At 65.2% G+C, this 25916-nt stretch carries 27 protein-coding genes and 1 tRNA gene; 19 read left to right on the forward strand and 9 right to left on the reverse strand.

The window, feature by feature from the left end; translation table 11 throughout:
• Nucleotides 1-48: 48 nt before the first annotated feature.
• Nucleotides 49-2526, reverse strand: coding sequence for a hybrid sensor histidine kinase/response regulator (locus XH98_RS23545; protein WP_271620072.1), 2478 nt, complete (start codon nt 2524-2526; stop codon nt 49-51).
• A 214-nt stretch (nt 2527-2740) separates the two neighbouring features.
• On the opposite strand from XH98_RS23545, the gene XH98_RS23550 reads away from it, so the two are divergent.
• The 4 genes from XH98_RS23550 to XH98_RS23565 all read left to right on the forward strand — a co-directional run bounded on the left by XH98_RS23550 (nt 2741) and on the right by XH98_RS23565 (nt 7320).
• Nucleotides 2741-3811 (forward strand): zinc-binding metallopeptidase family protein, encoded by a 1071-nt coding sequence (locus XH98_RS23550; protein ID WP_271620073.1) that lies wholly within the window; start codon nt 2741-2743, stop codon nt 3809-3811.
• Nucleotides 3812-3984: 173 nt separating this feature from the next.
• Nucleotides 3985-6000 carry an acetyl-CoA carboxylase biotin carboxylase subunit gene (locus XH98_RS23555; protein WP_271620074.1) on the forward strand — a complete coding sequence of 672 codons (2016 nt, stop codon included), beginning with the start codon at nt 3985-3987 and terminating at the stop codon, nt 5998-6000.
• Between the two features lie 157 nt (nt 6001-6157).
• Nucleotides 6158-7024: an isocitrate lyase/PEP mutase family protein gene (locus tag XH98_RS23560; RefSeq protein WP_271620075.1), complete on the forward strand. Its 867-nt coding sequence runs from the start codon at nt 6158-6160 to the stop codon at nt 7022-7024.
• Nucleotides 7021-7320 (forward strand): acylphosphatase, encoded by a 300-nt coding sequence (locus XH98_RS23565; protein ID WP_271620076.1) that lies wholly within the window; start codon nt 7021-7023, stop codon nt 7318-7320. Before XH98_RS23560 ends, XH98_RS23565 begins: the two co-directional genes overlap by 4 nt.
• 97 nt (nt 7321-7417) lie before the next feature.
• On the opposite strand, the gene XH98_RS23570 is transcribed toward XH98_RS23565, so the two are convergent.
• On the reverse strand, nt 7418-8938 hold the full coding sequence (locus tag XH98_RS23570) for a PAS domain-containing sensor histidine kinase (RefSeq protein ID WP_271598850.1): 1521 nt from the start codon (nt 8936-8938) through the stop codon (nt 7418-7420).
• Nucleotides 8939-9091: 153 nt separating this feature from the next.
• Here XH98_RS23570 and XH98_RS23575 point away from each other — a divergent pair, with 153 nt between their 5' ends.
• Genes XH98_RS23575 through XH98_RS23585 form a run of 3 tightly spaced genes read left to right on the forward strand, consistent with a single transcriptional unit; the run spans nt 9092 to nt 11764 of the window.
• On the forward strand, nt 9092-9649 hold the full coding sequence (locus XH98_RS23575; RefSeq protein WP_271598849.1) for a GbsR/MarR family transcriptional regulator: 558 nt from the start codon (nt 9092-9094) through the stop codon (nt 9647-9649).
• 16 nt (nt 9650-9665) lie between these two features.
• Nucleotides 9666-10331: a DUF4166 domain-containing protein gene (locus tag XH98_RS23580; RefSeq protein WP_271598848.1), complete on the forward strand. Its 666-nt coding sequence runs from the start codon at nt 9666-9668 to the stop codon at nt 10329-10331.
• A complete protein-coding gene (locus XH98_RS23585) occupies nt 10328-11764 on the forward strand; it encodes a TIGR01777 family oxidoreductase (protein WP_271620077.1) in 1437 nt (478 codons plus the stop codon). Before XH98_RS23580 ends, XH98_RS23585 begins: the two co-directional genes overlap by 4 nt.
• A gap of 12 nt (nt 11765-11776) precedes the next feature.
• On the opposite strand, the gene XH98_RS23590 is transcribed toward XH98_RS23585, so the two are convergent.
• A complete protein-coding gene (locus XH98_RS23590) occupies nt 11777-12628 on the reverse strand; it encodes a LysR family transcriptional regulator (protein ID WP_271598847.1) in 852 nt (283 codons plus the stop codon).
• A 109-nt stretch (nt 12629-12737) separates the two neighbouring features.
• Between XH98_RS23590 and XH98_RS23595 the strand changes: the two genes are divergently transcribed.
• Nucleotides 12738-13148 carry a tautomerase family protein gene (locus XH98_RS23595; protein ID WP_271620078.1) on the forward strand — a complete coding sequence of 137 codons (411 nt, stop codon included), beginning with the start codon at nt 12738-12740 and terminating at the stop codon, nt 13146-13148.
• Between the two features lie 55 nt (nt 13149-13203).
• On the opposite strand, the gene XH98_RS23600 is transcribed toward XH98_RS23595, so the two are convergent.
• Both XH98_RS23600 and lipB read right to left on the reverse strand, forming a co-directional pair.
• Nucleotides 13204-13917, reverse strand: a complete 714-nt coding sequence (locus tag XH98_RS23600; RefSeq protein WP_271620079.1) for a DNA helicase — start codon at nt 13915-13917, stop codon at nt 13204-13206.
• 200 nt (nt 13918-14117) lie between these two features.
• Nucleotides 14118-14867: a lipoyl(octanoyl) transferase LipB gene (gene lipB, locus XH98_RS23605; protein ID WP_271620080.1), complete on the reverse strand. Its 750-nt coding sequence runs from the start codon at nt 14865-14867 to the stop codon at nt 14118-14120.
• A gap of 82 nt (nt 14868-14949) precedes the next feature.
• On the opposite strand from lipB, the gene XH98_RS23610 reads away from it, so the two are divergent.
• Nucleotides 14950-15192: a FliM/FliN family flagellar motor switch protein gene (locus XH98_RS23610; protein ID WP_057751563.1), complete on the forward strand. Its 243-nt coding sequence runs from the start codon at nt 14950-14952 to the stop codon at nt 15190-15192.
• Nucleotides 15193-15363: 171 nt separating this feature from the next.
• A tRNA-Leu gene (locus XH98_RS23615) sits at nt 15364-15448 on the forward strand.
• Between the two features lie 44 nt (nt 15449-15492).
• Here the strand turns inward: XH98_RS23615 and XH98_RS23620 are convergent.
• Nucleotides 15493-15750: a hypothetical protein gene (locus XH98_RS23620; RefSeq protein ID WP_271598843.1), complete on the reverse strand. Its 258-nt coding sequence runs from the start codon at nt 15748-15750 to the stop codon at nt 15493-15495.
• A 206-nt stretch (nt 15751-15956) separates the two neighbouring features.
• Here XH98_RS23620 and XH98_RS23625 point away from each other — a divergent pair, with 206 nt between their 5' ends.
• Nucleotides 15957-16331 carry a hypothetical protein gene (locus XH98_RS23625; protein ID WP_057751504.1) on the forward strand — a complete coding sequence of 125 codons (375 nt, stop codon included), beginning with the start codon at nt 15957-15959 and terminating at the stop codon, nt 16329-16331.
• Between the two features lie 10 nt (nt 16332-16341).
• Here the strand turns inward: XH98_RS23625 and XH98_RS23630 are convergent, their stop codons facing one another.
• Together XH98_RS23630 and XH98_RS23635 are read right to left on the reverse strand one after the other, a co-directional pair.
• A complete protein-coding gene (locus XH98_RS23630; RefSeq protein WP_271620081.1) occupies nt 16342-17592 on the reverse strand; it encodes a polysaccharide deacetylase family protein in 1251 nt (416 codons plus the stop codon).
• A 183-nt stretch (nt 17593-17775) separates the two neighbouring features.
• Nucleotides 17776-18582 (reverse strand): polysaccharide deacetylase family protein, encoded by an 807-nt coding sequence (locus XH98_RS23635; protein WP_271620082.1) that lies wholly within the window; start codon nt 18580-18582, stop codon nt 17776-17778.
• 79 nt (nt 18583-18661) lie between these two features.
• Here XH98_RS23635 and mgtE point away from each other — a divergent pair, with 79 nt between their 5' ends.
• The 4 genes from mgtE (at nt 18662) to XH98_RS23655 (ending at nt 22410) form a co-directional block, all read left to right on the forward strand.
• Nucleotides 18662-20083, forward strand: coding sequence for a magnesium transporter (gene mgtE / locus XH98_RS23640; protein ID WP_271620083.1), 1422 nt, complete (start codon nt 18662-18664; stop codon nt 20081-20083).
• Between the two features lie 183 nt (nt 20084-20266).
• On the forward strand, nt 20267-20593 hold the full coding sequence (locus XH98_RS23645; protein WP_271620084.1) for a helix-turn-helix domain-containing protein: 327 nt from the start codon (nt 20267-20269) through the stop codon (nt 20591-20593).
• 100 nt (nt 20594-20693) lie between these two features.
• Nucleotides 20694-21512: an aldo/keto reductase gene (locus XH98_RS23650; RefSeq protein WP_271620085.1), complete on the forward strand. Its 819-nt coding sequence runs from the start codon at nt 20694-20696 to the stop codon at nt 21510-21512.
• 49 nt (nt 21513-21561) lie between these two features.
• The gene (locus XH98_RS23655) at nt 21562-22410 is read left to right on the forward strand and encodes a hypothetical protein (RefSeq protein WP_271598940.1); all 849 of its coding nucleotides are present in this window, start codon (nt 21562-21564) and stop codon (nt 22408-22410) included.
• Between the two features lie 136 nt (nt 22411-22546).
• On the opposite strand, the gene XH98_RS23660 is transcribed toward XH98_RS23655, so the two are convergent.
• Complete coding sequence (locus XH98_RS23660; protein ID WP_271620093.1) at nt 22547-23260, reverse strand: DUF599 domain-containing protein; 714 nt, start codon at nt 23258-23260, stop codon at nt 22547-22549.
• 121 nt (nt 23261-23381) lie between these two features.
• On the opposite strand from XH98_RS23660, the gene XH98_RS23665 reads away from it, so the two are divergent.
• From XH98_RS23665 to XH98_RS23680, 4 genes are all read left to right on the forward strand, one after another.
• The gene (locus XH98_RS23665; RefSeq protein ID WP_057751492.1) at nt 23382-24044 is read left to right on the forward strand and encodes a glutathione S-transferase family protein; all 663 of its coding nucleotides are present in this window, start codon (nt 23382-23384) and stop codon (nt 24042-24044) included.
• A gap of 135 nt (nt 24045-24179) precedes the next feature.
• Complete coding sequence (locus tag XH98_RS23670) at nt 24180-24548, forward strand: YidB family protein (RefSeq protein ID WP_271598837.1); 369 nt, start codon at nt 24180-24182, stop codon at nt 24546-24548.
• A 206-nt stretch (nt 24549-24754) separates the two neighbouring features.
• A complete protein-coding gene (locus XH98_RS23675; RefSeq protein ID WP_026312695.1) occupies nt 24755-24946 on the forward strand; it encodes a hypothetical protein in 192 nt (63 codons plus the stop codon).
• 157 nt (nt 24947-25103) lie between these two features.
• The coding region (locus XH98_RS23680) for a hypothetical protein (RefSeq protein WP_271620086.1) at nt 25104-25916 on the forward strand (813 nt) is incomplete at its 3' end.

A 25916-nucleotide genomic window follows, 5' to 3' on the forward strand; every position in this document is an offset into this window, starting at 1 on the left:
ATGGGTCCCGGCCTTCGCCGGGACGACAGCGGAGCGTGTGGCTCGCACTCAACGCGCCACCGACAGTTTCTCCATGATCGCCTTGCGCAGGATGCGCGAGAGCGATTCCACCGAATACGGCTTCTGGATCAATTCAAAGCCGCGGTGAGCATTTTCCGCGAGCACGTTGCTGTAGCCGGAGGTGAGCACGACGGGCAGGCCCGGATAGCGCTCGCGGATGATGCCGGCGAGCTCGACGCCGTTCATGCCGGGCATGATCACGTCGGAGAAGACGAGATCGACCGCGAACTCGTTCTCGCCAAGGATAGCGAGCGCGGCGTTGGCGTTGGCGACGCGGCGGGTGACGTAGCCGAGGTCCTCCAACAGCTCCGTCGAGAACTGGCCGACATCGTCATTGTCCTCGACCACGAGCACGCGATAGCCCCGGCCGGTGGTGGCGCCCTCAGTGGTCAGCGAGGACGCTTCCCTCTCGGCGCTGGGGCTCTGCGCCTGCGGCAGATAGATGGTGAAGGTCGCGCCCTGGCCCGGTGTGCTCGTCACGGCGATGTCGCCCTCGGACTGTTTTGCAAATCCAAAGGCCTGGCTGAGGCCGAGCCCGGTGCCCTTGCCGACCTCCTTGGTGGTGAAGAAGGGTTCGAAAATGGCGTCGATGTTCTCGGGCGCGATGCCGCTTCCGGTGTCCGCGATCGAGATCGCGACATAGTCGCCGCTGCGCGCGGACTGCGCGCGCAGGTTCGGAATGCCCTGGACCTTGCGCACTGAAATGGTGAGCCGGCCTTCATCGTTCATGGCGTCGCGGGCATTGATGGCGAGGTTGATCAGTGCGGTCTCGAACTGCGCGATGTCGGCTACGGTGAAGCAATCGGCATCGTCGATCTCGACGACAATCTCGATGCGGCCACCGACCAGCGGCCGGACCAGCTGCGCCACGCCCTCGACCTGGCTGCCGACATTGAAGATCTGCGGCTTCAGCGGCTGCCGGCGCGCGAAGGCCAGCAGCTGCGCGGTCAATTTCGAGGCGCGCTCGACGGTGTCGGAGATGGCGTCGACATAGCGGCGGCGGCGCTCCTCCGGCAGCTCGCGCCGGCGCAGGAAGTCGGTCGCCGAGCGGATGATGGTGAGCAGGTTGTTGAAATCGTGCGCGACGCCGCCGGTGAGCTGCCCGATCGCCTCCATCTTCTGCGACTGCCGCAGCGCTTCCTCGCCGCGGCGGCGCTCGGTGACGTCGACGGCTTCAGGCACCGCGCCGGTGATGTTGCCATGGCGGTCGAGCACGGGGCGGATGCTGAACTCGAAATCGCGCTCGCCGATGGGCAGACGCAGCCGCATCTCAAGCCGCACGGCTTCGCCCTTCAGCACGGTGTCGAAGGCCTCGCGCACGGTTGCGCTCATGCGTTCCGTACCGGTGAACCAGGGCGTGTCCCAGAACGGCTTGCCGATGACCTCAGCAGAACTCGCCTTGATACCGTCGAGCGCGGTCTTGTTGGCGTAGAGCAGCTCGCCCTTCAGGTTGACCAGCCCCTGATACTGGTTGCTGGTCTCCAGGATGGCGCGCAGCCGGGCCTCGTTGGATTCGAGCTCGGCGGTGCGCTCGACGATGCGCTCTTCCAGCGTCTCGTTGAGCTTCCGCAGCTCGATCTCGGCCTGCTTGGCGGCGGTGATGTCGTGGGCGACGCCGATGAATCCGATATGCTTGCCGGTCGGGTCCCAGCGCGGTTGCGATTCCGAGCGCAGCCAGCGCCATTCGCCTGATGCGTTCTTGTAGCGCGCCTCCAGCACGAACGGTTTGAGCGAGGCTTCGCCCTGGACCGATTGCTGCAACACATGCGGCAGGTCGTCAGGGTGCAGCACCTTGCGCCAGTCGAAGGCGATGGCCTGCTCGTAGGGCAGGCCGAGGAAGTCGACATAGGCCTGGTTGGCGAAGGAGCGCGTGCGGTCGAGCTTCGTCACCCAGATCGGCACCGGCGCGCTGTCGGCGATCAGCCGGAAGCGCTCTTCGCTCTCGCGCAACGTCTCGCGCGCCAGAGCCTGGTCGGTGATGTCGATATGGGCGCCAACCAGGCGGATGGCGCGGCCGTCGCGGTCGCGCTCGATCTTGGCGACGACACGGATCCAGCGAGTCTGACCGTCGCTGGGGCGGATGATGCGATATTCGGCCGCGTAGTCCTCGCCGGTCGCGGCCAGCGCATCGAAAAAATGCTTCACGGTGGCATCGCGGTCGTCGGGATGGATGCGGTTGACCCAAGCCTCATGCGTCTCGTCGACGGCGTCGGGCGGCAGCCCGTGGATCATCAAATATTCCGGCGAGCGGCGGTTCTTGAAGCCCTCGCGGAAGTCGACCTCGACCCCGCCGACCATGCCGATGCGCTGAATGCGCGCGAGGTCGGCCTCGCGCTCCTGCAGCGCGCGATAGGCCTCGTCCCGCTCGCGCGCGATTTCTTCGAGGTGCTGGCGCAGCCGTTCGGCGGCGATGGTCTCGGGCAAAGGATCGTTCAAGGTATCGGCCGTTGTGATGCGGGGGCGCACGTGCCGGACCGATATTCACATAGACACGGCGTGATAGCCATTGCTCAAAAGGGAATAGCTTGAGGAAACGCCCACCGCACCGCATCCGGTGATGTGAATGAACGTGGGGGCTGGCTATTTGTTCCTAAAGAAGGAACGATGAGCGGCCTGCGCGCGTATCTGCGTGGCGCCATAGTTGACATCAGTAAGACACACCTTCCCAAGAGGCTCGATCTTGAAGCTCTTTGTTTGCCAGGATTGCGGCAACGTTCTCTATTTCGAGAACCGCGCCTGCGGACGCTGTGGCCACCGGGTCGCCTTCCTGCCGGAAAAGGAGACGATGTCGGCGATCGAGCCCGATGGGGAGGGTTGGAAGACGCTTGCGGACAAGGGCGAACGCCGGATGCTCTGCCGCAATGCCGATTACGACGCCTGCAACTGGCTGACCGATGCCGGCGATACCACGGGCTATTGCCGCGCCTGCCGTCACAACGGCATCGTGCCCGATCTCTCCGACCCCGCGCAGCTCGCCGGCTGGCGCGAGTTGGAGGTGGCAAAGCACCGGCTGTTCTATTCGCTGATCCGCTGGAGGCTGCCGCTCCAGACCCGACAGGACAATCCCGAGCACGGCCTGACCTTCAATTTCCTCGCCGACGATCCCCACACCGGGCAAAGGATCATGACCGGTCATGACAACGGTTTGATCACGATCGCGCTCACCGAGACTGATACCATCGAGCGCGAGCGGCGCAGGCTGGAGATGGGCGAGCCTTACCGTACGCTGCTCGGGCATTTCCGCCACGAGGTTGGGCACTATTTCTGGGACGTGCTGGTGCGCGAGGGCGGCAGACTGGACGAATGCCGCGCCGTATTCGGCGACGATTCCGCCGATTACGGTGAGGCCCTGCAGCGGCATTATGCCCAAGGCGCGCCGCCGGACTGGCAGCAGAATTACGTCTCGTCCTATGCGACGACGCATCCCTGGGAAGATTTCGCCGAGACCTGGGCGCATTACCTCCACATCGTCGATACGCTGGAAATGGCCGGCGAGTTCGGCATGGAGGTGCGCCCGAAGGTCGACCGCGACGGGGAGCTGTCGACGCGGATCCGCTTCAACCCTTATGAGGCGCGGGACATTCAGGCGATTGTCGATGCATGGCTGCCCTTCACCTTTGCCATGAACAGCGTCAACCGCGCCATGGGCCTGCGCGACCTCTATCCCTTCATCTTGTCGCCGGCCGTGGTCGCCAAACTCGGCTTCATCCACAGCCTGGTCCGGAACGTGGCCAAGGGCGGAAAGCCATAGGGCGTCAAGGCCTCAGGCCCACACCGGTCTTGCGCTGGTACGCCAGAGCGGGCCGGATTTTGCCCGTTGCCTCCGGCCCATTTTGCTGTACCACGACAGGATACGGCCCCGTCCCACCGGCCCGCCAAGGCGTGGGGCAGGGTCCCGCCCAGGGGACGAAGCTCAAGAAAATCATGTTCAAACGCATCCTGATCGCCAACCGCGGCGAAATCGCCTGCCGGGTCATCAAGACCGCCCGCAAGATGGGAATTCAGACGGTTGCCGTCTATTCCGAGGCCGACCGCGACGCCCTCCATGTCGAGATGGCCGACGAGGCCGTCCTGATCGGCCCGCCGGCCGCGGCCGAGAGCTATCTGGTGATCGAGAAGATCGTCGAGGCGTGCAAAAAGACCGGCGCCGAGGCCGTGCATCCCGGCTATGGCTTCCTGTCCGAGCGCGAGGCGTTTCCGCGCGCGCTGGAAGCCGCCGGCATCGTCTTCATCGGCCCGAACCCCGGCGCGATCGCCGCGATGGGCGACAAGATCGAATCCAAGAAGGCGGCTGCCAAAGCCAAGGTCTCGACCGTGCCGGGCTATCTCGGCGTCATCGAGGACGACAAGCACGCGGTCAGGATTGCCGACGAGATCGGCTACCCCGTCATGATCAAGGCCTCCGCCGGAGGCGGCGGCAAGGGCATGCGCATCGCTCATTCCAAGGCCGAGGTCGCAGAAGGCTTCAATCTCGCCAAGGCGGAAGCAAAAGCCTCGTTCGGGGACGATCGCGTCTTCGTCGAAAAGTTCATCGTCGATCCCCGCCACATCGAGATCCAGGTGCTGGGCGACAAGCACGGCAACGTCATCTATCTCGGCGAGCGCGAGTGCTCGATCCAGCGCCGCAATCAGAAGGTCATCGAGGAGGCGCCGTCGCCGCTGCTCGACGAGGCCACCCGCCGCAAGATGGGCGAGCAGGCGGTCGCGCTGGCCAAGGCCGTGAATTATGATTCCGCCGGCACGGTCGAATTCGTCGCCGGGCAGGACAAGAGCTTCTACTTCCTGGAGATGAACACGCGTCTCCAGGTCGAGCATCCCGTCACCGAGCTCGTCACCGGCGTCGACCTCGTCGAGCAGATGATCCGCGTCGCCGCCGGCGAAAAGCTCGCCATCGCGCAGAAGGACGTCACGCTCACGGGCTGGGCGGTGGAGTCGCGCCTCTACGCCGAGGACCCGTTCCGCAACTTCCTGCCCTCGATCGGGCGCCTGGTGAAGTACCGCCCGCCGGCGGAGGTGAGCAAGGACGGCATCACGGTGCGCAACGACACTGGCGTGCAGGAAGGCGGCGAGATCTCGATCCACTACGATCCGATGATCGCCAAGCTCGTCACCCACGCGCCGTCGCGTGCGGCCGCGATCGAGGCGCAGGCGACCGCGCTTGACTCGTTCTATGTCGACGGCATCAGGCACAACATCCCGTTCCTGTCCGCGCTGATGCACCATCCGCGCTGGCGCGAAGGCAATCTGTCGACCGGCTTCATCGCGGAAGAATTCCCCAAGGGCTTTTCCGTGCGCGTGCCCGAGGGCGAGGTCGCGCGTCGCATCGCCGCGGTAGGCGCCGCCATCGATCACGTGCTGGGTGAGCGCAAGCGGCAGATCTCCGGCCAGATGGGCGGGCGCGTCGTGCAGCGCGAACGCCGCCGCGCGGTCTGGCTCGACCGCCAGGAGATTCCGCTCGAGATTGCCCGCGAGGGCGATGCGATCGCGATCCGTTTCGTCGATGCCGACGGCACGGCCGGCAAGGCGCATCTGTTGCAGTCGCCATGGAAGCCGGGTGACCCGGTCTGGCAGGGCACCATCGACGGCCACTTCGTTGCGGTGCAGGCGCGCCCGATCGCCAACGGCATTCGCCTCGCGCATCAGGGCGTCGAGGTGCCGGTCTATGTCTGGACCGAAGCCGAAGCCGCCTCCGCCCGGCTGATGCCGGTGACGGCGGCCTCCGACACCGGCAAGAAGCTGCTCTGTCCGATGCCCGGGCTCATCGTCTCGATCGCAGTGACCGAAGGCCAGGAGGTCAAGGCCGGCGAGACGCTGGCCGTGGTCGAAGCCATGAAGATGCAGAACGTGCTGCGCGCCGAGCAGGACGGCACCGTGAAGAAGATCCACGCCAGCGCCGGCGCGACGCTCGCGGTGGACGCGCTGATCCTGGAGTTTGCGTAAGTGTGTGAGTGGGGCCCTGCTGGCCCCACCAACATCGTCATTGCGAGCGCAGCGAAGCAATCCAGACTGCCTCCCTCGGAAAGACTCTGGATTGCTTCGCTGCGCTCGCAATGACGGAGTATGTTGCGGCTGCGTCGCAATAGTGTGAGAGGGCACCATGGCCTTTCGTTCCCGCCGCGAGAAACTGCGTTCGATCATTTCGGGCCCCAACTGCGTCCATCCCGGCTCGGTCTATGACGCGATCTCGATCCGCATTGCCGAGGATCTCGGCTTTCCGCTCGGCATGTTCGGCGGCTCGGTCGCCTCGCTCGCCGTGCTCGGCGACCCCGATGTCACGCTGATCACACTCACCGAGCTTGCCGAGCAGATGCGCCGGATGTCGCGTGCCGCAGGCCTGCCGGTGCTGGTCGATGCCGATCACGGCTATGGCAATGCGCTCAACGTGCGCCGCACGGTGCAGGAGCTGGAGACGGCGGGCGCCGCCGGCCTCACCATCGAGGACACGCTGTTGCCGGCGGCCTTTGGCGAGGCCAAGGCGCAGCTGATCTCCCTGGAGGAGGGCGTCGGCAAGATGAAGGCCGCGCTCGATGGCCGCGGCGATCCCTCGCTGGTCATCATGGGCCGCACCGGCGCTGCCTCGATCACCTCGGTCGAGGATGCGATCCGTCGCGCCAGAGCCTATGAGGCGACCGGTGTCGACGCATTGTTCTTCACCGGCATCAAGTCACGCGCCGAACTCGAGGCGATCGCCGGCGCCACGCGTCTGCCCATCGTGCTCGGCGGTGCACCGGACGAATTGAACGCGATCGACTATCTCGCGGGCCAACGCGTGCGCATCGCGCTGCAGGGCCACGCGCCGATCGCGGCTGCCATACAGGCGGTCTACGACGTCCAGAGAGCGTTGCGCGAGGGCACGCCGCCGAAGGCGCTGAAGGGATTGCCGTCGGCGGAGCTGACCAGTCGCGTCATGCGCGAGGCCGATGTCAAAGTGCGCAGCGCCGATCTCCTTGGACTGAAAAGATGAGCCGGGCGATCCTCCAGGTGATGATCCGTGGGCGCGTGCAGGGCGTCGGCTATCGGGCCTGGGTCGAATACCAGGCAACCGCGAGCAGCCTCGAAGGCTGGGTCCGCAACCGCCGCGACGGCAGCGTCGAAGCGCTGTTCGCGGGCGCGCCGAAGCATGTCGCCGACATGGTCGCGCTGTGCCGCCACGGTCCGCCATCATCGCGCGTGGACAGCGTGACCAGCGAGACGGCCAGCATCGATGAACTGAACCTGCGCCGGGCAGGGGAGGCATTCTCGGTGTTGCCGACGGTGTAGCTTCAAAAAAGATCGTCATGCCCGGGCAAAAGCGCGAAGCGTGTCTTCGCGCTAGATGTCCCGGGCATCCACGTGCCTCAAGCGCGCGAAGCGATCATCACCGCGGCAGCTTCGAAATCGCTTCGCTCAGTTCGTGGATCTCATACGGCTTGCGCAGGATCGGGAAGTCGCCGCGGACGCCGGCGGCGGCTTCGCTGTAGCCGCTGGCGAGCAGGATCGGCAGGTCGGGGTGGGTCTGGCGCAGGACGTGGGCCAGGCCGAGCCCGTCCATCTTGCCGGGCATGACGATGTCGGAGAACACGAAGTCGACGCCGTCGCTCTCGAGCTCGCGCAGCGCCGCTTCGGCATCTGCAACCCGGCGCACGCTGTAGCCGAGCTGTTCCAGCAGACCGGTGCTGACGAGTGCGACATCGGGATTGTCCTCGACCAGCAGCACCGTGCCGCTGCCGCGCACCGTCGCCGCCTCTGGCGTCTCGTTCGACGCGGTCGTGGTTTCGCGCGGCAACAGGATGGTGAAGGTCGTGCCCTTGCCGAGCTCGCTTGCGACTTTGATCGTGCCGCCAGCCTGATGCGCGAAGCCGTGCACCTGCGACAGGCCGAGGCCAGTGCCTTTTCCGACCGGCTTCGTCGTGAAGAACGGTTCGAAAATCTTGTCGACGACGTCGGAGGGGATGCCGAGCCCGGTATCGTTGACGGTGATGGCGACGTATTCGCCGTTATGGAGCGGATCGTCGAGGACGATGTTGTGCGCGCCGATCGTCACCGTGCCGCCGTCGGGCATGGCATCGCGTGCGTTGATGACGAGATTGAGCAGTCCCGTCTCGAACTCGGAGATGTCGGCCTTGACGGGCCAGACCTCGCGCTCGATGTCGAAGGCGAGATGAACCGCGCTGCCGACGCCGGCGTAAAGCACTTCGCGGATCGCCTCGATGCGGTCGGCCAAATGGATCGCCTGCGGATTGACGCTCTGCCGCCGCGCGAAGGTTAATAGCTGGCCGGTCAGTGCGGCGCCCCGCTTGGCGGCGGTCTCGATCGCCGAGATGGCGCGCTGGAACCTGGAATCCTCGGGATCGCCCTTCTTGAGGATGTGAAGGCTTCCGCTGATGATCATCAGGAGATTGTTGAAGTCGTGGGCGACGCCGCCGGTGAGCTGCCCGAGCGCATCGAATTTTTGCGACTCGGCAAGCTGTGTTTGCATCGCCTCGAGCCTGATTTGGGCATTGCGCCGCTCGGTGATGTCGCGCGTGATCTTGGCGAAACCGACCAGGGCTCCGTTCTCGTAGATGGGGTCAATCACCACGCTGGCCCACAAGAAGGTGCCATCCTTGCGGACGCGCCAGCCTTCCTCCTCGTAGCGGCCCTGCTCGCGGGCGATGCGGAGCGCACGGGCCGGCTTGCCGTTGGCCCGGTCGGCCTCGGTATAGAAGCGCGAGAAATGCTGGCCGAGAATCTCTTGGGGCGAATAGCCCTTGATCCGCTCCCCGCCAATGTTCCAGCTCGTGATGATCCCATTGGGATCGAGCATGTAGAGCGCGTAGTCCGCGACTCCTTCAACCAACAGCCGGAAACTCCGTTCGCTTTCGAACAAGTCTCTCTGTTGACTGGACTTTTTGACCATTACGTACCCCGCCTCGACCGGAGCAAACGCCTTGAAGGGCCTTTGGTTCCCATCTGCTGAGAGGTTTTTAGGCAAATGTTGCGGACGGTATGCAGGTGGGAAGGCTTCGACAAGTGCTTGACACGCGGGTCGATGTCGTCAGATATTTCTGTTATGACAGAAATAACCGGAAAGAAGAAACTCCCCGCCGCCGTCGAGCGCTTCATCCTGCATTGGGGCGACATGGGCGATCAGTGGGGCGTCAACCGCTCGGTCAGTCAGATCCATGGGCTGCTCTATCTCGCCGAGGCGCCGATGACCGCGGAGGACATCGCCGACACGCTCGGCATGGCCAGGTCCAACGTCTCCAATTCGTTGAAGGAGCTGCTCGCCTGGAACCTGATCCGGCGCGTGCCGATCCTCGGTGACCGCCGCGACCACTATGAGGCGGAGACCGACATCTGGGAGGTCGCAACGCGTATCGCGGCGCGGCGCAAGGAGCGCGAGTTCGATCCCGCGATCACGGCGCTGCGGGCCTGCGTGACCGATGCGGCCGACGATCCGACCATCAATCCGGTCGCGAGCAAACGGCTGAAAGAGATGCTCGCCTTCACCGAGCTCGCAGACCACTGGTTCATGCAGATGCTGAAAGTGCCGCGGCCGCGCCTGGTCGCCTTGATGCGGCTTGGCGAGAAGATCGCCAACCTGCTGCCGCTGGGCAAAGCCAAATAGGTTTGAGGAGGGTGCGATGACGTCGGCTCGATTATCAGGCTCCAACGCACCAACCACTGCTCACATCAAACTGCTCGATGATCGGCGCTTCCGCACATTGCTGTCGGACGAGGATTGGGGCCGGCTGCCGCTCGCGACCTGGCGGCGCTTCTCCAAGCGCGTCGCCGATGGCGACAGCGTGGTCTATGCCGGCGTGGTCGACGAGGTCGCCTTCAGCGACATCGGCTGGTGGTTCGCGCAAGCCGCGCGCCTGATCGGCGGGCCACTTCCCACGGGGCGCGACACCGGCGTGCCCATGATCGTGACCGTCACCGAGGACGGTACGACAGGCGGTCAGACCTGGACCCGGATCTGCGCGCGCAAGCGCGGCTTTCCGCAGGTGATCCATTCGGCCAAGCGTTTCGCCGGCCCTACCGGACTGGAGGAATATGTCGGCTTCGGCGTCTCGATAGCACTGCGCATCGCGGTCGAGGGTGAGACGCTGACCTTCCGCAGCGCCGGTTACGGCCTTCAGCTCGGACGCCTCTGGATCCCGCTGCCGCGATGGCTCGCGCCGGGCGATCTCACCGTGACGCATCGGGATCTCGGCGAGGGCGCCTTCCGCTTCACCCTCGATGTCATTCATCCGCGTTACGGCGCGCTGATCCACCAATCAGCATTGTTCAGGGAGGCCGTGTCATGACGCCGCTGTTGTGGACGCTCATCGCCATCCAGATCATGATGGGTGTGTTCGACACCTTCTATCATCACGAGTTCACCGAGCGCCTGGCCTGGCGTCCGTCGCAGCGTCTTGAGCTGAAGCTGCACGGCATCCGCAACATGCTCTATGCGCTGCTGTTCCTCATACTGGGCTGGCTCGAGGTCTATGGCGTGCTGGCGCTGCTGATCGTCGCGGTGCTGGTTGCCGAGATCGTCATCACGCTGATGGATTTCGTCGAGGAGGATCTGAGTCGCAAGCTGCCGCCGAGCGAGCGGATCAATCACACGCTGCTTGCGATCAATTACGGCGCCATCCTGGTGCTGCTGCTGCCGCTGCTGATCGCCTGGGCCATGCGGTCCTTTGGCGTCACCGTCGTCTATCAGGGCCTGCTCAGCATCGCTGCGACCGCCTGCGCGGTTGGCGCGACACTCTGCGGTATCCGGGATTTTGCCGCGATGCGCCGGCTCGGCCGCCTGCGAAGCGCTCCTACGGACGGTCTCGTCGAGAAGCTGCCCGGCCGCAAGACCGTCCTCATCACCGGCGCCACCGGCTTCATCGGCAGCCGTCTTGCAGCGAGCCTCAGCGGAGCAGGGCACCACGTCATTGCGCTGATCCGCAATCCTGCGAAGGCCGAGATGCTGCCGCCCCCGGTGACGCTGATCACCAGCCTTGATCAGCTCCCAGCCGATACGCATATCGACGCCGTCGTCAATCTCGCCGGCGAGCCGATCGGCAACGGCCTGTGGACCGAGGCCAAGCGCGCCAGGATCATCGGCTCGCGCATCGACATCACCGGCGAGGTCGTGAAGCTGATCGCAAGGCTCGAACGCAAGCCGGAGGTCCTGGTCAGCGGCTCCGCGATCGGCTGGTATGGTCTGTGGGCCGACCAGGTGCTCACGGAGTCCGCCAAGTCTCACGCCTGCTTCAGCCATGAGCTGTGCGCGGCCTGGGAGAAGGCGGCGCGGCCGGCGGAGGCGCTCGGCGTCCGCGTGGTCTTCTTGCGCATCGGCCTCGTGCTCGGCACCGAAGGCGGCTTCATCACGCGCCTCTTGACGCCGTTCGAGTTCGGGCTCGGCGGTCCCCTCGGCACCGGGCGGCAATGGATGTCCTGGATCGAGCGCGACGATCTGATCCGGCTGATCGCCTATGTAATCGCGACACCCGATCTCACCGGGCCCGTGAATGCGACCGCGCCGATTCCGGTGACCAATGCAAAGTTCACCGAGGAGCTCGGCCGCCGGTTGCGTCGACCCGCGGTGTTTCGCATCCCCGGTGGCCTGCTCCGCCGGATCGGCGGCGGCCTTGCCGATGAGCTGCTGCTCGGCGGCCAGCGCGTGCTGCCGAACAAGGCGCTGAGCCGCGGTTTCGTGTTCCGTCATGAGACGCTGCGCAGCGCGTTCGAGGCGATTTTGTAGATGCTCGCGGCGTTAAGCCGCCGCGCTCCGGAACGTCGCCGCCACCGCGCGCAGCGCGGTCAGCTTTGCGGGATCGCTGACCTTCGAATGCAGCATCACCTTCGAGCTGCCGAGTTTCGGGAGCTTGTGAGTGGGACCGATATCGACCAGCCCGGGAGGCGCGATCCGGCGTGCCAGCGGGGCGATCGCAAGCCCGGCAAGCGCGGCTGCGACCACCGCCGTCACGCCGCCGCCGACAAAGCGTTCGCGCCAGGGGAGGTCGGCCTTGTCGAGTGCCCGCACGGCAATCGCCCGGACGCCGCAGGGCGGGGCGAGCGTTGCCAGCGGCAACGCTTCGCCCTTCGGCAGCGTGAAGCGTCGCGACGCGAACCAGCCGAACTCGTCCTCGGCGAGCTTCTCGCCGCCGCGGCGGCTGCCCTCCTGGCGGACGATCACCGCGTCGAGCTCGCCGGCGTCATAGGCCTCCTGCATCTCGCGTGAGAAGCCGATGGTGACGGCAAGCGTCAGGTTTGACGACATCGCGTGCAGCCGTTCGAGCAGCGGCACCAGCTCGGGGCCGGCGGCATGATCGGAGATGCCGAGGGAGAGCGATTGCGCGGCCGGTGCGTCGCCCGACAGCGCGCGGTCGTGCGCCGCCATCAGCGCGCGGGCACGATCGAGGAAGCCAGTGCCGTCGGCGGTGAGCCGGACCGCGCGCGGCGAGCGCTCGACGAGACGTTTGCCCAGCAGCGTTTCCAGCCGTTGCAGCTTGAGGCTGACCGCAGCCTGCGTCGTGCCGAGCGCTTCGGCGGCGCGGGTGAAGCTCTGGAGGTCGGCGACCAGCAGAAAGGCCTGGACGGTCGTGATGTCGAGGATGGGCTTCATTACAAACCTTTATCACTGGTATCATCTGAGATAAGATATCAATATGACGGCGGAAGGTCTAGTTTTCTCACCAACGCCGCAAGTTCAGCGGCATCTGAGGAGAACAACCATGCCCCTGATCACCGTATCCTACAGCACCTCCCGCCAGTCGCCCTCGCTGAAGGCCGACATCGCGAACGCCGTCTCCGAGCTCACCGCAAGAATCCTGCACAAGGATCCCACGGTGACCGCCATCATCGTGAAGTCGGTCGATGCCGACGACTGGTTCGCCGGCGGCAAGTCGCTCGCCGAGCAGAAGCTCGCCAGCTACTGGATCGACATCCACGTCAGCGAAGGCACCAACACCAAGGACGAGAAGGCGGCCTATCTCGCCGCGATGTTCACACGCATGGCCGAGATTCTGGGGCCGCTGCATCCGGAGACGTACTTGCATGTCGACGAGGTCAAGGGCGATGCCTACGGCTTTGGCGGCCTGACCCAGGAGCGGCGTTACATCGCCGGCAAGCTTGCGTGTCGCTGAAGGCGGCGTGAAGCCTTCGAGCCGCGGGTGAGCGATCTCACCCGCGGCTCGCCGGTCAGCTTGCGGCCCGGAACTCGATCTCGGAATTGTTGATGAAGCAGGTCTTGTCGAACAGCTTCAGGTCGAGCGGGTTCGGCAGCCTGACGTCGCTGATGTCAGGGCAGGGCTTTGTTGAGGAATCATAGGAGCGGTCGATCTGCGAGATGAAGATGACGATCAGCCCCTTGTCGCGCGCGAAGGATCTTAGCGCACGCACCTGAACGGTGAGATCAGGGTTTTCGCGCCGCTGATCGAGCAGTTGCAGATAGTCGATGACCACGACCGTGCCGCGCGGCGCTGTGGCCATCTGCTTGACGACGTAGTCGGCGCTGATGGCATCGGAGCAATCGACCTCGAACAGCTTGTCGAACTGCACAGGCTCCACGCCGATCGCACGCAGGCGATCGAGCACGTCTTTCTCGGTGTATTCGAGCGAGAAGAACGCGGCGCGTTGGCCTGATTTCATCGCCTCCACGGCGAGCTCGAGACTCATCAGCGTCTTGCCTTGACCGGGCCGCGCCCCGACCAGCACGAGGTCGCCCGGCTGGACCTGCGGAAACAGCCTGATGGCCGGCGTTGTCGCCGCGGCTTTCGCCGCGAGCAAGCTCCAGGCGGAAAACCCTTCCGTCGTGGCGATGCGGTCGAGCGCGTCGTGGAGCGGGATGCCTTGCTCGCGGGACAGGCGCTTTGCTTTGCGCTTGAGATGATAGATAGGCGCAGACAATTTCATCGTCAGAACCTCCTGATGCGAGCGGAAAGCGCAATCCCTCCTTATGCCCGATGCTCGAACAGTCGGTCCGATGGCTTAGTCGCCCGGCATGATCTCTACTTTCCCGGCGGAGGGGGGAGGCGTGGGCGGCACCTGATGCAAGCGTAACTGATTCCGCGCGCGTGGAGAACGTGCAGCAGCTCATCGCCAACAGGAATGCATCAGGCGGCGGCTTCCGGCAGCATCGCGCGGGTCGTCCCGAACAGTTCTTCAAACGACTGCCGCAACGCGACGTCGACATCTGCCATGGTCACGAGCTGGCCGAGATCGACCAGCGAGGTGACGCCGTAGCGGGCGTCAGTGACGCCGCAGGGTACGATGCCTGCAAAGTGTTCCAGCTCCGGCTCGACATTGATGGCTATGCCGTGGAACGAGACCCAGCGCTTCAGCCGCACGCCGATCGCCGCGATCTTGTCCTCGTGCTCCGCCCCTTTGTCCGGGCGCTTCACCCAGACGCCGACCCGGTCCTCGCGCCGCTCGCCGCGCACGTTGAAGGCGGCGAGCGTCTTCAGGATCAGCTCTTCGAGGCTCGCGACATAGGCCCGGACATCAGGCCGGCGGCGCTTGAGGTCGAGCATGATGTAGGCCACCCGCTGGCCGGGGCCGTGATAGGTCAGCTGGCCGCCGCGCCCGGTCGCGAAGGTCGGGAAGCGGGAATCGAGCAGGTCGGTCGCCTTGCCTGATGTGCCTGACGTGTAGAGCGGGGGGTGTTCGAGCAGCCAGACCAGCTCCAGCGCCTCGCCGGCCGCAATCGCGGCGACGCGGGCCTCCATGGCGGCCACCGCATCCGGATAGGGTACGGGGCTATCCGAGATTCGCCACTCGACGGGCTCGCCGCCGGCGGCGGAAAACGACGTCAAATCGAGCTCTTGGCGCTTGTTCTGGCGGGGGTTTTGCGACGAATTAACCATTGGCTAACCATAACGTGGTGATCATCTGGGGAGCAAATGCCAAGTCCCTAGGTATCGTTCTCCAGTTGCGGCGGTCCTGACAGTGCCCACACTCGATAAAGTCACCGTGGATCTCATGGTCGTCCTCGGGACGACCACCATGCCGATCCATCAAGTATTACGTCTTTCCCGCGGCGCCATCATCGAGCTGGACGCAACTGAGGCCGACGAGGTCAAGGTTCTCGCCAATAATCTGCCTGTAGCTTCCGGCGTCGTGCTGGTCGACCGCAACAGGATCGCGGTCGAGGTCAAGCAGATGCTGCCGCGGACGCCCGGGAGCCGATAGCGGCCGGGGCACGCATTCGCAGCCGGATAGGGCCGATCCGGGCGGGGATAAGACTTTCCTGCCAGGCCTGTGGAATTCCCCGCCTTTGCAGGCTTGTATCCCCCTGATGGATTTGTTAGATCGGCGGCCGCTGATCCGGCCAGCCTCAAGACCTCAGGCCGGTATCTCCTAGCGCTCGTGGCGGAACTGGTAGACGCGCTGCCTTGAGGTGGCAGTGGGTAACACCGTGGGGGTTCGAGTCCCTCCGAGCGCACCACTTTCAAATCTCATTCCTGGAAGCCAGCGGCCCGCTCGGGCCTCTCAGCCATATTCCTCGCCGATCCCGTATTCCCGGTAGATCTCGAGCGGGTCGAGATCGGGGAACAGGCGGCATTTGGCCTGGGCCAAGTGCAGGCTCACGGCGTTCGGCTCCTTGCCGTGCGACAGCATCTTGCGGATGTCGTCCATGTGCGCGCTCGGCTGGTGCTTGGCCTCGAGCTGCTCCAGCGCGACCAGGGCGGTGGCGAGCGCCTCGGTCAGAACCCACTCGTCGTGGCCCGTGATTCCCTTCTTCGGCATCGGCAGACCTCACGCATCAGCGGCGGCAGCAGTCTACCGTAGCTTTCCTTGAATCTCCATCGAGCAGCACTGGGCGGCGGCGGCGCGCGCTCTCGCTTGCATTATGGCGGCGCGTGGCTAAAAGGCGGCGGCGCGCGGGCGATGGGCTTCTTGATACAATATTGGCGTAGACGGGCCTTGCGCGACCTCTCTCGGCTGGAGCCAGCATGGTCTTTCTAAGCTTCGTTTACCGATTCCTGACCAACTTTGCGTTCATGGCGCTGGTCTATTTCAGCCTGAACTTCATGGAGAAGTACCAGAACCGGGCGGTCCTCGCGATCCTGGTGCTGGTCTATGCCGGCATGCGCGCAGCCTCGACGCTGCGGGCGTTCTATTTCTTCCAGAAGATCGAGAAGCTGGAGGCCGAGACCAAGCGCCTTCAGGCGCCGATCAATGACGGCTCGGGCGGGAGCAGCGCACGCAAGCAGATCGTGACCGACGTTGCGCGGCTGCGCCGTGACGGCGAGCTCAAGTCCTATATGGACCTGTTCTTCCTGGCGCTGATCGTGCTGCTCTGCGTCGCCAATATCATGCGGCAGTAACGCGCTTAGCTCAGGCCCGCTTCTTCAGGCTGGTGGCGAGCCGGGTCGGGCGGGACGCCGTGCCCTTGGCCTGAGCCGCGTGCTTCGGCGCGGAGGACGCAGCCGTCCGACGGGCTTGAATTCTGCCTGCCTTGCCCTTGCCGGCATGCGGCGTCTCTGCTGCCATCGCGAGCCGCGTCGCGGCGCGCCGCGACAGGGTCGTCGACAGCAGCACCTCGACCGAGCCCTCGGGGATTGCGAAGAGATCGCGGCCGGGCGCGGGCAGGGTGGAGGCGACATCGGCCTGCGCCATGGTCTTGCGCGGCAGCACCCGCGGCTGGTGCGCGGTCTCGGCGTTGAGATCGGCAAGACCCGGCGCCGGCAGCGTCGCGGTCTGCGCGAACACGAAATTCGGCACTTGAGGCCAGCGCGCGATCGGCGTCGTCTCCGTCGGCGGATGCAGCAGCCATTCCACCGGCGTGGTCGGCGTCGCCGGCTGGTCGGCGGTCGCGGGCACCACATGCACGATGCGATAGCCGCGCGCCTTGAGGTCGCGGATGATCTTGGGCAGCGCTGCCACGGTGCGCGGCTGGATGTCGTGCAGCAGCAGGATGCCCTTGCCCTTGGCCTCCAGCCGCTGGATCGCGAGCTGGTAGACGCGATCGGGCGAGACGTGGCGCCAGTCGTCCGCCGGGAAGTCGGCGCTCCACACCTGGATGCCGCGCGAGATCAGATAGTTCTCGACGCCGTCAGCGCGCATCAGGCCGGGAATGCGGAAGAACGGCGCCAACTTGGACGGGTCCGTCATTGCCGCCGACGTCCACTCGATGCCGCCGTTGATCTCGGCCTCGGCCTTGTCAATTGGCATCCTGTCCATCGTCAGCGGATGGGTCATGCTGTGCGTGCCGACGGTGTGGCCCGCCGCGACCAGCTTGCGCACGCCTTCCGGATTGGCCTTGGCCTGCTGCCCGATGATGAAGAACGTCGCCTTGATGCACTCGCCCGCGAGGATCTGGAGCACCTGGTTGGAATATTTCGGCAGCGGACCGTCGTCGAAGGTCAGCACCACCTCGTGATCCCTGAGCGGCAGCGTCTCCCGGTACTGCATGGTGCCAATGCGTGGATGCTCGTGCGGGTCGACGACGAGCGTGCGCGATGTGCCGAGCGCATCGGGGTGTCCCGGGCAGTCGGCTGCGAAGGCAGCCGGCGACGCGATGGTCAGCGAGCCCAGCAGCAGGACGGTCCACGATCGCGCCCGAAAAACAACGCTACTTCCGATCATGAAACCCCGTCTGCCCTCATCTACATTGGCTGCGATATCGGTAGGTCGGAGACATCGGGAAACGGTTCAGGTGCCAAGACCTTTCCCGCCCGAGGCGCCCCTCAATCATTGCATGGCGTAGTATGAACAGAATGTTAATAGGGCTCAAATCACCCCAATTTGGTCAGCCGTGACATTCCGGCATCAATGCGCGTCGGCGTTCTTCTGGGATGTGCCCGCCGGTACGATATGGACCACGCGATAGCCATTCTCCCGCAACCACCGCAGGAAGTCCGGCATCATGGCGGCCGTGCGCGCCTGGGCATCGTGGAACAGGATGATACCCTTGCGGGCGGCGGTGACGCGGTCGGTGATCAACTTGAGTTCCTGCGCCGGCGTCATGTCGTTCCAGTCGCTGGCCCAGAAATCGGCGCCGAACACGACGATGCCGCGGTGCTCGAGCATGTCGAGCTGGGCCGGCGTGGACTCGAAATAGGGGAAGCGGAAGAACGGCGTCGACGGTGTCGTGGTCGAGACCCCGTGCAATGCCTTCTCGTCGGAGGCGATGCCGTGGTCGATCTCGTAGTTCGCCGTATCAGCCGGGATACGCGCCATGTACGGATGCGACCAGGTGTGATGACCGATGGTATGACCCTCGCGGGCGATGCGCTTGACGAGATCAGGGAATTCGGTGGCGCTGCGGCCGACCAGGAAGAAGGTCGCGCGCACGCATTCGTGCGCCAGCGCCGCCAGCACCTTGTTCGTCGAGGGCGGACGCGGACCGTCGTCAAAGGTCAGCACCACCTCGTGATCTTCAAGCGGCAGCGTCTGCGGAAAGCTCTTCAGGCCAACGCGTGGCGTGGTCTTGGCATCGACGCTCAGGATCCGCGAGGTGCCGAGTGCATCGCTCCGGGGGCAATCCGCCGCCCGGGCCGCGCCGATCACCGTGAGGCCGGCGAGAGCCAAGCCCGTCGTGATCGAGGTCCATTTCGGCCGATGCATCTTTACCATTGCGCTCGCGATTGTCTTGTGGGTATTGCCCTCACCGTCAGCCCAAACCATCAAACCTGTGAAACGGCGAGGCGTTCCCATGGATGAACAGATCGATGGCGCTGCTTCCGCCGAGGCATTGGTACTCGACCACGTCCCCATGCGCAATGAAGAGGGCGAAATCAGGCATGAATTCGTCGAGGAAATTGCCCATGCGATCGAGGCCGCCGACAGCGCTGCGCTGCGCGCCTGCGTCGCCGAGCTGCACGAGGCCGACCTCGGTGATCTCATCGCGGCGCTTGCGCCCGACGACCGCGTCCGCCTGGTCGAGCTGACCGGCGCCGATTTCGACTTTTCCGCGCTGAACGAGGTCGACGAGAGCGTTCGCGAGGAAATCCTCGACGAGCTGCCGCCGGAAACGGTAGCCGAAGGTGTCCGCGAACTGGAATCCGACGATGCGGTCGAGTTGCTGGAGACCCTCGACGAGGCGGAGCAGGAAGAGATCCTCGAGAAGCTGCCGCTCAAGGAGCGCGTCGCGCTCGAGCGCAGCCTGCTGTATCCGGAAAACTCCGCCGGCCGGCGCATGCAGACCGAGTTCATCGCCGTGCCGCAGGATTTCACGGTCGGGCAGGCGATCGACTACATGCGCGACACGCCCGATCTGCCTGACCGGTTCTACGAGATTTACGTCGTCGACAAGGACCAGCACTGGCAGGGTGCGGTTCCGCTCGACGTGCTGCTGCGCGCCCGCCGCCCGGTGCCGCTGACCGAGCTGACCGACGAGGATCGCCGTCGCGTCTCCGTCCTGGAGGACCAGGAGGAGGTGGCGCGCATGTTCGGCAAGTATAATCTCGTTGCAGTCCCCGTGCTCGATACCCAGGATCGCCTCGTTGGCGTCATCACCGTCGACGACGTCGTCGACGTCATCGAGGAGGAGGCCGACGAGGACCTCAAGGCGCTCGGCGGCGTCACCAGCGATGAAGAGCTGTCGGACACCTTTCTCACCATTGCGCGCGGCCGCTTCAACTGGCTGCTGATCAACCTCGCCACCGCCTTCCTGGCCTCGTCCGTGCTCGGCCTTTTCGAGGGCCAGCTCGAGAAGATGGTGGCGCTCGCCGTGCTGGCGCCGATCGTCGCGAGCCAGGGCGGCAATGCCGCGACCCAGACCATGACGGTCGCCGTGCGCGCGCTCGCCACCCGCGAGCTCGGTTCCTCCAATGCCTGGCGCGTGGTGATCCGCGAGACGCTGGTCGGTCTCGTCAACGGCATCGGCTTTGCGGTGATCACGGGCATCGCCGCGGTGGCCTGGTTCAAGATCCCGGGCCTCGGTGTCGTCATCGGGCTTGCGATCATCGTGAACCTCGTCGCCGGCGCGCTCGGTGGCATCCTGATCCCGATGGCGCTCGAACGCGTCAGGGCCGATCCGGCCGTGGCCTCGGGCACGTTCGTGACGACGGTGACTGACGTGGTCGGCTTCTTCTCCTTCCTCGGCATCGCGACACTGTGGTTCGGGCTGAAGTAAGACCCGTGTCCGCTCCGTCATTCCGGGGCGCGCCACTTGGCGCGAGCCCGGAATCCATCTGTCCGCATGCGCCGGTGCTCGATGGATTCCGGGCTCGCGCTTCGCGCGCCCCGGAATGACGGTGAGACCATCTTTAATCCGACCTTAAGCGACCTCCCGCATGATTCCCTCGCGCTTGGGGGAATGAGCATGCGGTTGCGGCTGAAGGCGGACGGACGGGTCGTTGAGTTGCGGGATGGGCAAGAGCTTCCCGTTCCGCCGTTTTCCGTCCAGCCGGTCCAGCCTGCAGTTGAAACTCCGCCGGTGGAAGCCGGCTCGCTCGGGGTGCGCGATCTGCGCCGGCGCGCCTGTCTGACCCAGATGGAGTTCGCCGCCAAGCTCGGCGTGCCCGTCGAGACCATCCGCAATTGGGAGCAGGGCAAGCGCGCCCCGCGTGGACCCGCCCGCGCGCTGCTAGCCGTGATCGCGCATTCGCCTGATACGGTGTTCCAGGCGCTGGCCAAAGCCTGACGCATCTACAGCCAGCCTCGTCCGTTGCACTCCGGCGGACCAGGCCCATAATGACGGCGTTGACGACTCCCGGGGGCTGCCGCAACAGAGAGGATTCCTCATGCTGTTCGTCGAGGCCAATGGCGCCAAAATCCCGGCGATCGGGCTCGGGACCTGGGAGCTGAGCGGCCGGACCTGCGCCCGCGTGGTCGAGCAGGCGCTGCGGCTGGGCTACCGCCATATCGACACCGCCCAGGCCTATGACAATGAGCGCGAGGTCGGTGACGGATTGCGCGCCTCCGGCGTCCGCCGCGACGACGTCTTCGTCACCACCAAGGTCTGGACCAACCATTTCGCGCCCCACGATCTCGAGCGGTCGATCAAGGAGAGCCTGGTGCGCCTGAGGCTTCCCGCTGTCGACCTCGTGCTGTTGCACTGGCCCAATCCGCACGTGCCGCTGGAGGAGACGTTGGGCGCGCTGGCGCATGCCAAGCGCATGGGCCTCACGCGCCACATCGGCGTCTCCAATTTCACGGTGGCGCTGATCGAGCAGGCGGTCGCCCTGTCAGGCGAGCCGCTGGTCTGCAACCAGGTCGAATATCATCCCTATCTCGACCAGGCGAAGGTGAGGGCGGCCTGCGACCGGCACGGGATGGCACTCGTTGCCTACAGCCCGATCGCCAAGGGCCGCATCAAGTCCGACCAGACACTCTTGGACATCGGCCACGCCCATCGCAAGACGCCGGCGCAGATCTGCCTGCGCTGGCTGGTGCAACAGAATGTGTCTGCCATTCCCAGAACCTCGCGCGTCGAACGTCTGTCGGAGAACATCGAGATCTTCGATTTCGAGCTCTCGGATGGCGAGATGGCTGATATCGCCGCACTGGCCAGTCCCAAGGGACGCCTGACCGATTTCGGCTTCGCGCCGAAATGGGATTGAGGGGGAACTTGGGTATGCTAGGAGCAGGATGGCAACCCAAGATCGGGCGATGGAACTGCGCAAGATCATCCGGACGGACATTGCGGCGTCGGCGATCGCGCATCTGACGCTGGTCGCGCTGATCATCCTGATCAGCGAGGTCCATCCATTTCATTCCGCGCCGCCCGAGACCGTTGCGGTCGACATCGTCACGCCGGAGCAGGTGAAGCAGCAAGAGGCCAAAGCAGAAGAAAAGGCAGAGGAGAAGGCCAAGAAGGAGGCGAAGGAGGAGGCGAAGGAGAAGCCGTCCGAGCCGCCCTCTGACCTGAAGCTGCCGAAGCTCGACTTCACCGACAAGGATAAGCCGGACACATCGCCCCAGCCTGCGGCCAAGGAGAAGCTGGCGCCTCAACAGAAGCAGGCTGCGCACGAGGCGCCACAGCAGCAGCCTGCGGTGCCGCAGCCGCAGGCGGCCGCTCCGGCCTATCAGCCGCCGGAGCCTGATGTGACGATCAAATACGGCGTGATGCTGGGCCTGCCGCCCGAACTGCCGCCCGCGTCGAAAGACGCCCCCAAGGATGATGGCGGCGATGCCAAGGACTCGATCGCGGCGAAGCTGCCGCCGGAGGTCATTGCCGAGCTAAGGCGTCACCTGAGAAGTTGTTCGAAACTCCCGGCGGACGTCGCGCCGACCGATGCCGTGCGCATCAGGCTGCGGATGGTGATGGCCACCGACGGTACGCTGGCGCGGCCACCCATCCTGATCGAGGCGCCGCCGTCCGCGAAGGGCGTGGCCATCGTGAAATCAGCGATCAGTGCGACGCAAGCCTGCCAGCCCTACAAGATGTTGCCGCCGGACAAGTACGAGGAATGGAAGGTGATGGACCTTTCGTTCACGCCGCGGGATTTCGGGTCATAGTTTTCGGGTGGAATGACGCGAGCGCGCGATGTGTCTGCGTCTACACGCTCGCTGTCATCGCCCGGCCAGTGCGCAATTGCGCACCAGGACCGGGCGATCCAGTACTCCGAGACGGCGCGGATAGAAAGAGCTCGGCTCACCGGCCGCGCTTGCCCTCATCGCCCGCGGCCACCTCCGGCGCCATGGCGGCCCAGGCGCTGGAGGCGAACTGCCGCCGCCAGGTCACCACCACCACCGCGGCCGTGGTCACGAACAGCACCCAGGGGCTGACGAACCAGCCGAGATAGCCGAGCGCGAAGAAGAAGGCGCGCTGGCCGCGGTTGAAGTGGCGGCCGGCGGATTCGAACAGGCGCGTGGTGCGCATGACATGGGCTTCGGCCTCCGGCGTGTCGTGCTGCGAGGCCGGCGGCATGCCGCCATAGAGGATGGCGACATAGTTGAACAGGCGATAGGCCCAGGCGAACTTGAAGAAGGCATAGACGCAGATCAGCACGAGGCCGACGCATTTCAGCTCCCACATTGCGGGCGAGGTGCTGAGATCGATCGGCAGCTTGGCCAGAATCGTGATGGCATCGTTGGTGGCGTGCAGCAGCGCGAGCGCGCCGCCGAGCGCGAACAGGCTGGTGGAAGCGAAGAAGGCGGTGCCGTTCTGAAGCGAGGCCATGATCTGCATGTCGACCATGCGCGCCTCGCGGTCGAGCAGGCGGCGCACCCAGACTTCGCGGTATCTGTTCATCCGGGCCGACAGGCTGTCGCGGCCATAGGCGGAGTGCTCGAGCGTGGCGGCATAGACCAGCCACTCGATGATGAAGAAGCCGACGGCAGTGATGTCGACCCAGTGCCTGCTCATATCTGTCTCCTCGCGGGCCACCACGATTGCCATGCACGCTCCTGTGCGGCAACGATTGATTGGCGGCAGGCGATGGCGCTAAAAGCAGCCGCACAGACGGATTTACGGAAGGACACGAGACATGGCGGCGCTCAAGCTCGCGATCGGCAACAAGAACTACTCGTCATGGTCGATGCGGCCCTGGCTTGCGCTGCGCGCCAACGACATCCCGTTCGTGGAGACCGTGATCCCGCTCTACACCGACAATCCCGCGGACAAGGAGCAGATCCTGTCCTTCAGCCGCGCCGGCAAGGTGCCGGTGCTGGTCGACGGCGACATCACGGTGTGGGATTCGCTTGCCATCATCGAGTACATCGCCGAGCGTTATCCGGAGAAGAAACTGTGGCCCGACGATGTCGCGGCCCGCGCCTTTGCCCGTTCGGTCTGCGCCGAGATGCATTCCGGCTTCATGGCCTTGCGCAGCGAATGCGGCATGAACCTGCACCGTCCGGTGCGGCCTGTGACGCTGTCGGCGGACGCCAAGGCCAATGTCGCGCGCGTTGAGGAGATCTGGCACACGTGCCGGACCCGCTATGGCGCCGGCGGGCCGTTCCTGTTCGGCCGCTTCGGCGCGGCGGATGCGATGTACGCGCCGGTCGTGCATCGCTTCCGCACCTACGCCATCGAGGTCACGCCGGAGACCAAGGCCTACATGGATACGATGATGGCGATGCCGGCGTTCCAGGAATGGACCCGCGATGGCCTCGCCGAAACGCTTGTCATCGAAAAGTTCGAGGACGCGTAGTCGAAAGCATGAGCCGGAGACGTGGATATCGGTTCTCCGATAAGCTGATGCTCGCTTGAAATGTGAAGGGGCGCCGCTTGACGACGTGCCGAACGGCGGCGCTCAATCATAGGGAATAACGAAGAGGGGACGGCCATGGGACTTCTGGACTCGCTGGAGAACAATCCCGCACTGCGCAGCGCGCTTGGGCAGCTCGGCGCCGCCGTCCTGCCGGCCGTGCTGAGCGAGGTGATGGGCAGCAACAACCAGGGCGGCTTAGGCTCGATCGTCGCAAAGCTGCAGCAGGCGGGCTTTGGCGAGCAGGTGAAGTCCTGGCTCGGCAATGGCCAGAACCTGCCGATCTCGGCCGACCAGCTCCGCGCCGTGCTTGGCAACGACACCGTCCGCCAGCTCGCGGCGCGCTACCACATCCCGGTTGACCAGCTCGGCGAGATCCTGGCCCAGGAGCTGCCCAAGGCGGTGGACCAGGCAAGCCCGAACGGCCATCTGCCTCACGGCGCTTGAGGGCGGGGCGTTCCGGCGGTATCGCAGGGGGCCTGGTTCCCTTACTATCGTACTGAAAACATTGCCGGATTGTCCCGTTTGCGATGGTTGTATACTGCTGGCCAAAACGCCGCATCGCGTGCTATAGGTCACACCGGGTTTTCAGCCGGTCCGTCGCAGTGGGACCCTGGGCACGGCCGGCGCTGTTTGAGTGATGGAGATGGGCGTTGAAGCATAAATTCCCCGTGGGAACGCGCGTATTGTTCACTGCCAGCAACGTCGCGCGCCCGGCTGCGAGTGGCTCATACGAGGTCATTCGCCTGCTGCCGACGGAAGGCGACGACTGCCAGTACCGGATCAAGAGCTCCACCGAGGCCTTCGAACGGGTCGCCAAGGAAAGCCAGCTCGCGCTGTCGTAATGCGCTGACGCTAGCTGCGCGTTGACATCGCGGACGAATTTGCGCCGCTCGCCGTCAAAAGGCCCGCTTCACCTCCGCAAGGTGGGCCGGGGGCAGTTGCCGACTCGCGGTGCTCGCTTGACCATCAGCTCTTTGCTCGCGTGAGGGGACATCGCGCATGAACTGGGCCTGGGCCTCGTCGCTCGACCAAACCTGGCGCTCGCCATCTTTCCCGATGTGGTTGACGCTGGCGGCTGCCGGCTTCTTCGGATTGATCATGCTGATAACGCTGCTGCGCGCCGAGAAATCCGTCGCCAACGGCGCGCTGACCGTCATCACGCTGCTCTCGATCGGCATCGCGATGGCCGCCACCATGAAGATCTACGGACCGGTGGGGCAGGCGGCTCCGGCCGAAGCCCGCACGCAAGCCACTGTCACCGCGACCCTCCCGGCGCTGGCCTGCCTCGACGATCTCGCCGGCGATGCCGTGGCCGCCGGCTGCGAGAGGGCATTGTTCGGCGCGCCTGACACGGCGGCAGCCGCAGTGGCTTATACCGCGGCCCGGATCGATCGGCTGACCGCGCTTGGCGATGCCGCGACCGCCGACAAGAGCCTGACGCTCGACACCAAGGTGCTGCGCAAGGCGCTGGAGCGCGATCGATTCGGCCTCGTGGCGCAGGTGCTGGTCCGCCGCGACGGCTGCACCCAGTTCGATTGCGCCGCGTTCCGCTCGCTGACGGATCAGCAGCAGGTCGCGGCCAATATGGATTCCCATCTCTATGATCAGCTGGTCGCGCGCTATGCGCCGACCTGGAATTCGCCTGTAGCGGCGCCAGGAGCGCTGCCGCCCAATCCGATCGCGGCATTGCCGCCATCGATGCCGTCTGGCAAGCCGACCAATGCCGAGTTCCCGAGCGCCTCGTCGACCCCGCCGGTGAGCATCATGACTCCGGAGCCGCCGACGGCAGCCACGCGCCAGTCGGCGGCCGCA

It is taken from the genome of Bradyrhizobium sp. CCBAU 51745 (genome assembly GCF_028128715.1).
GTDB lineage: Bacteria > Pseudomonadota > Alphaproteobacteria > Rhizobiales > Xanthobacteraceae > Bradyrhizobium > Bradyrhizobium manausense.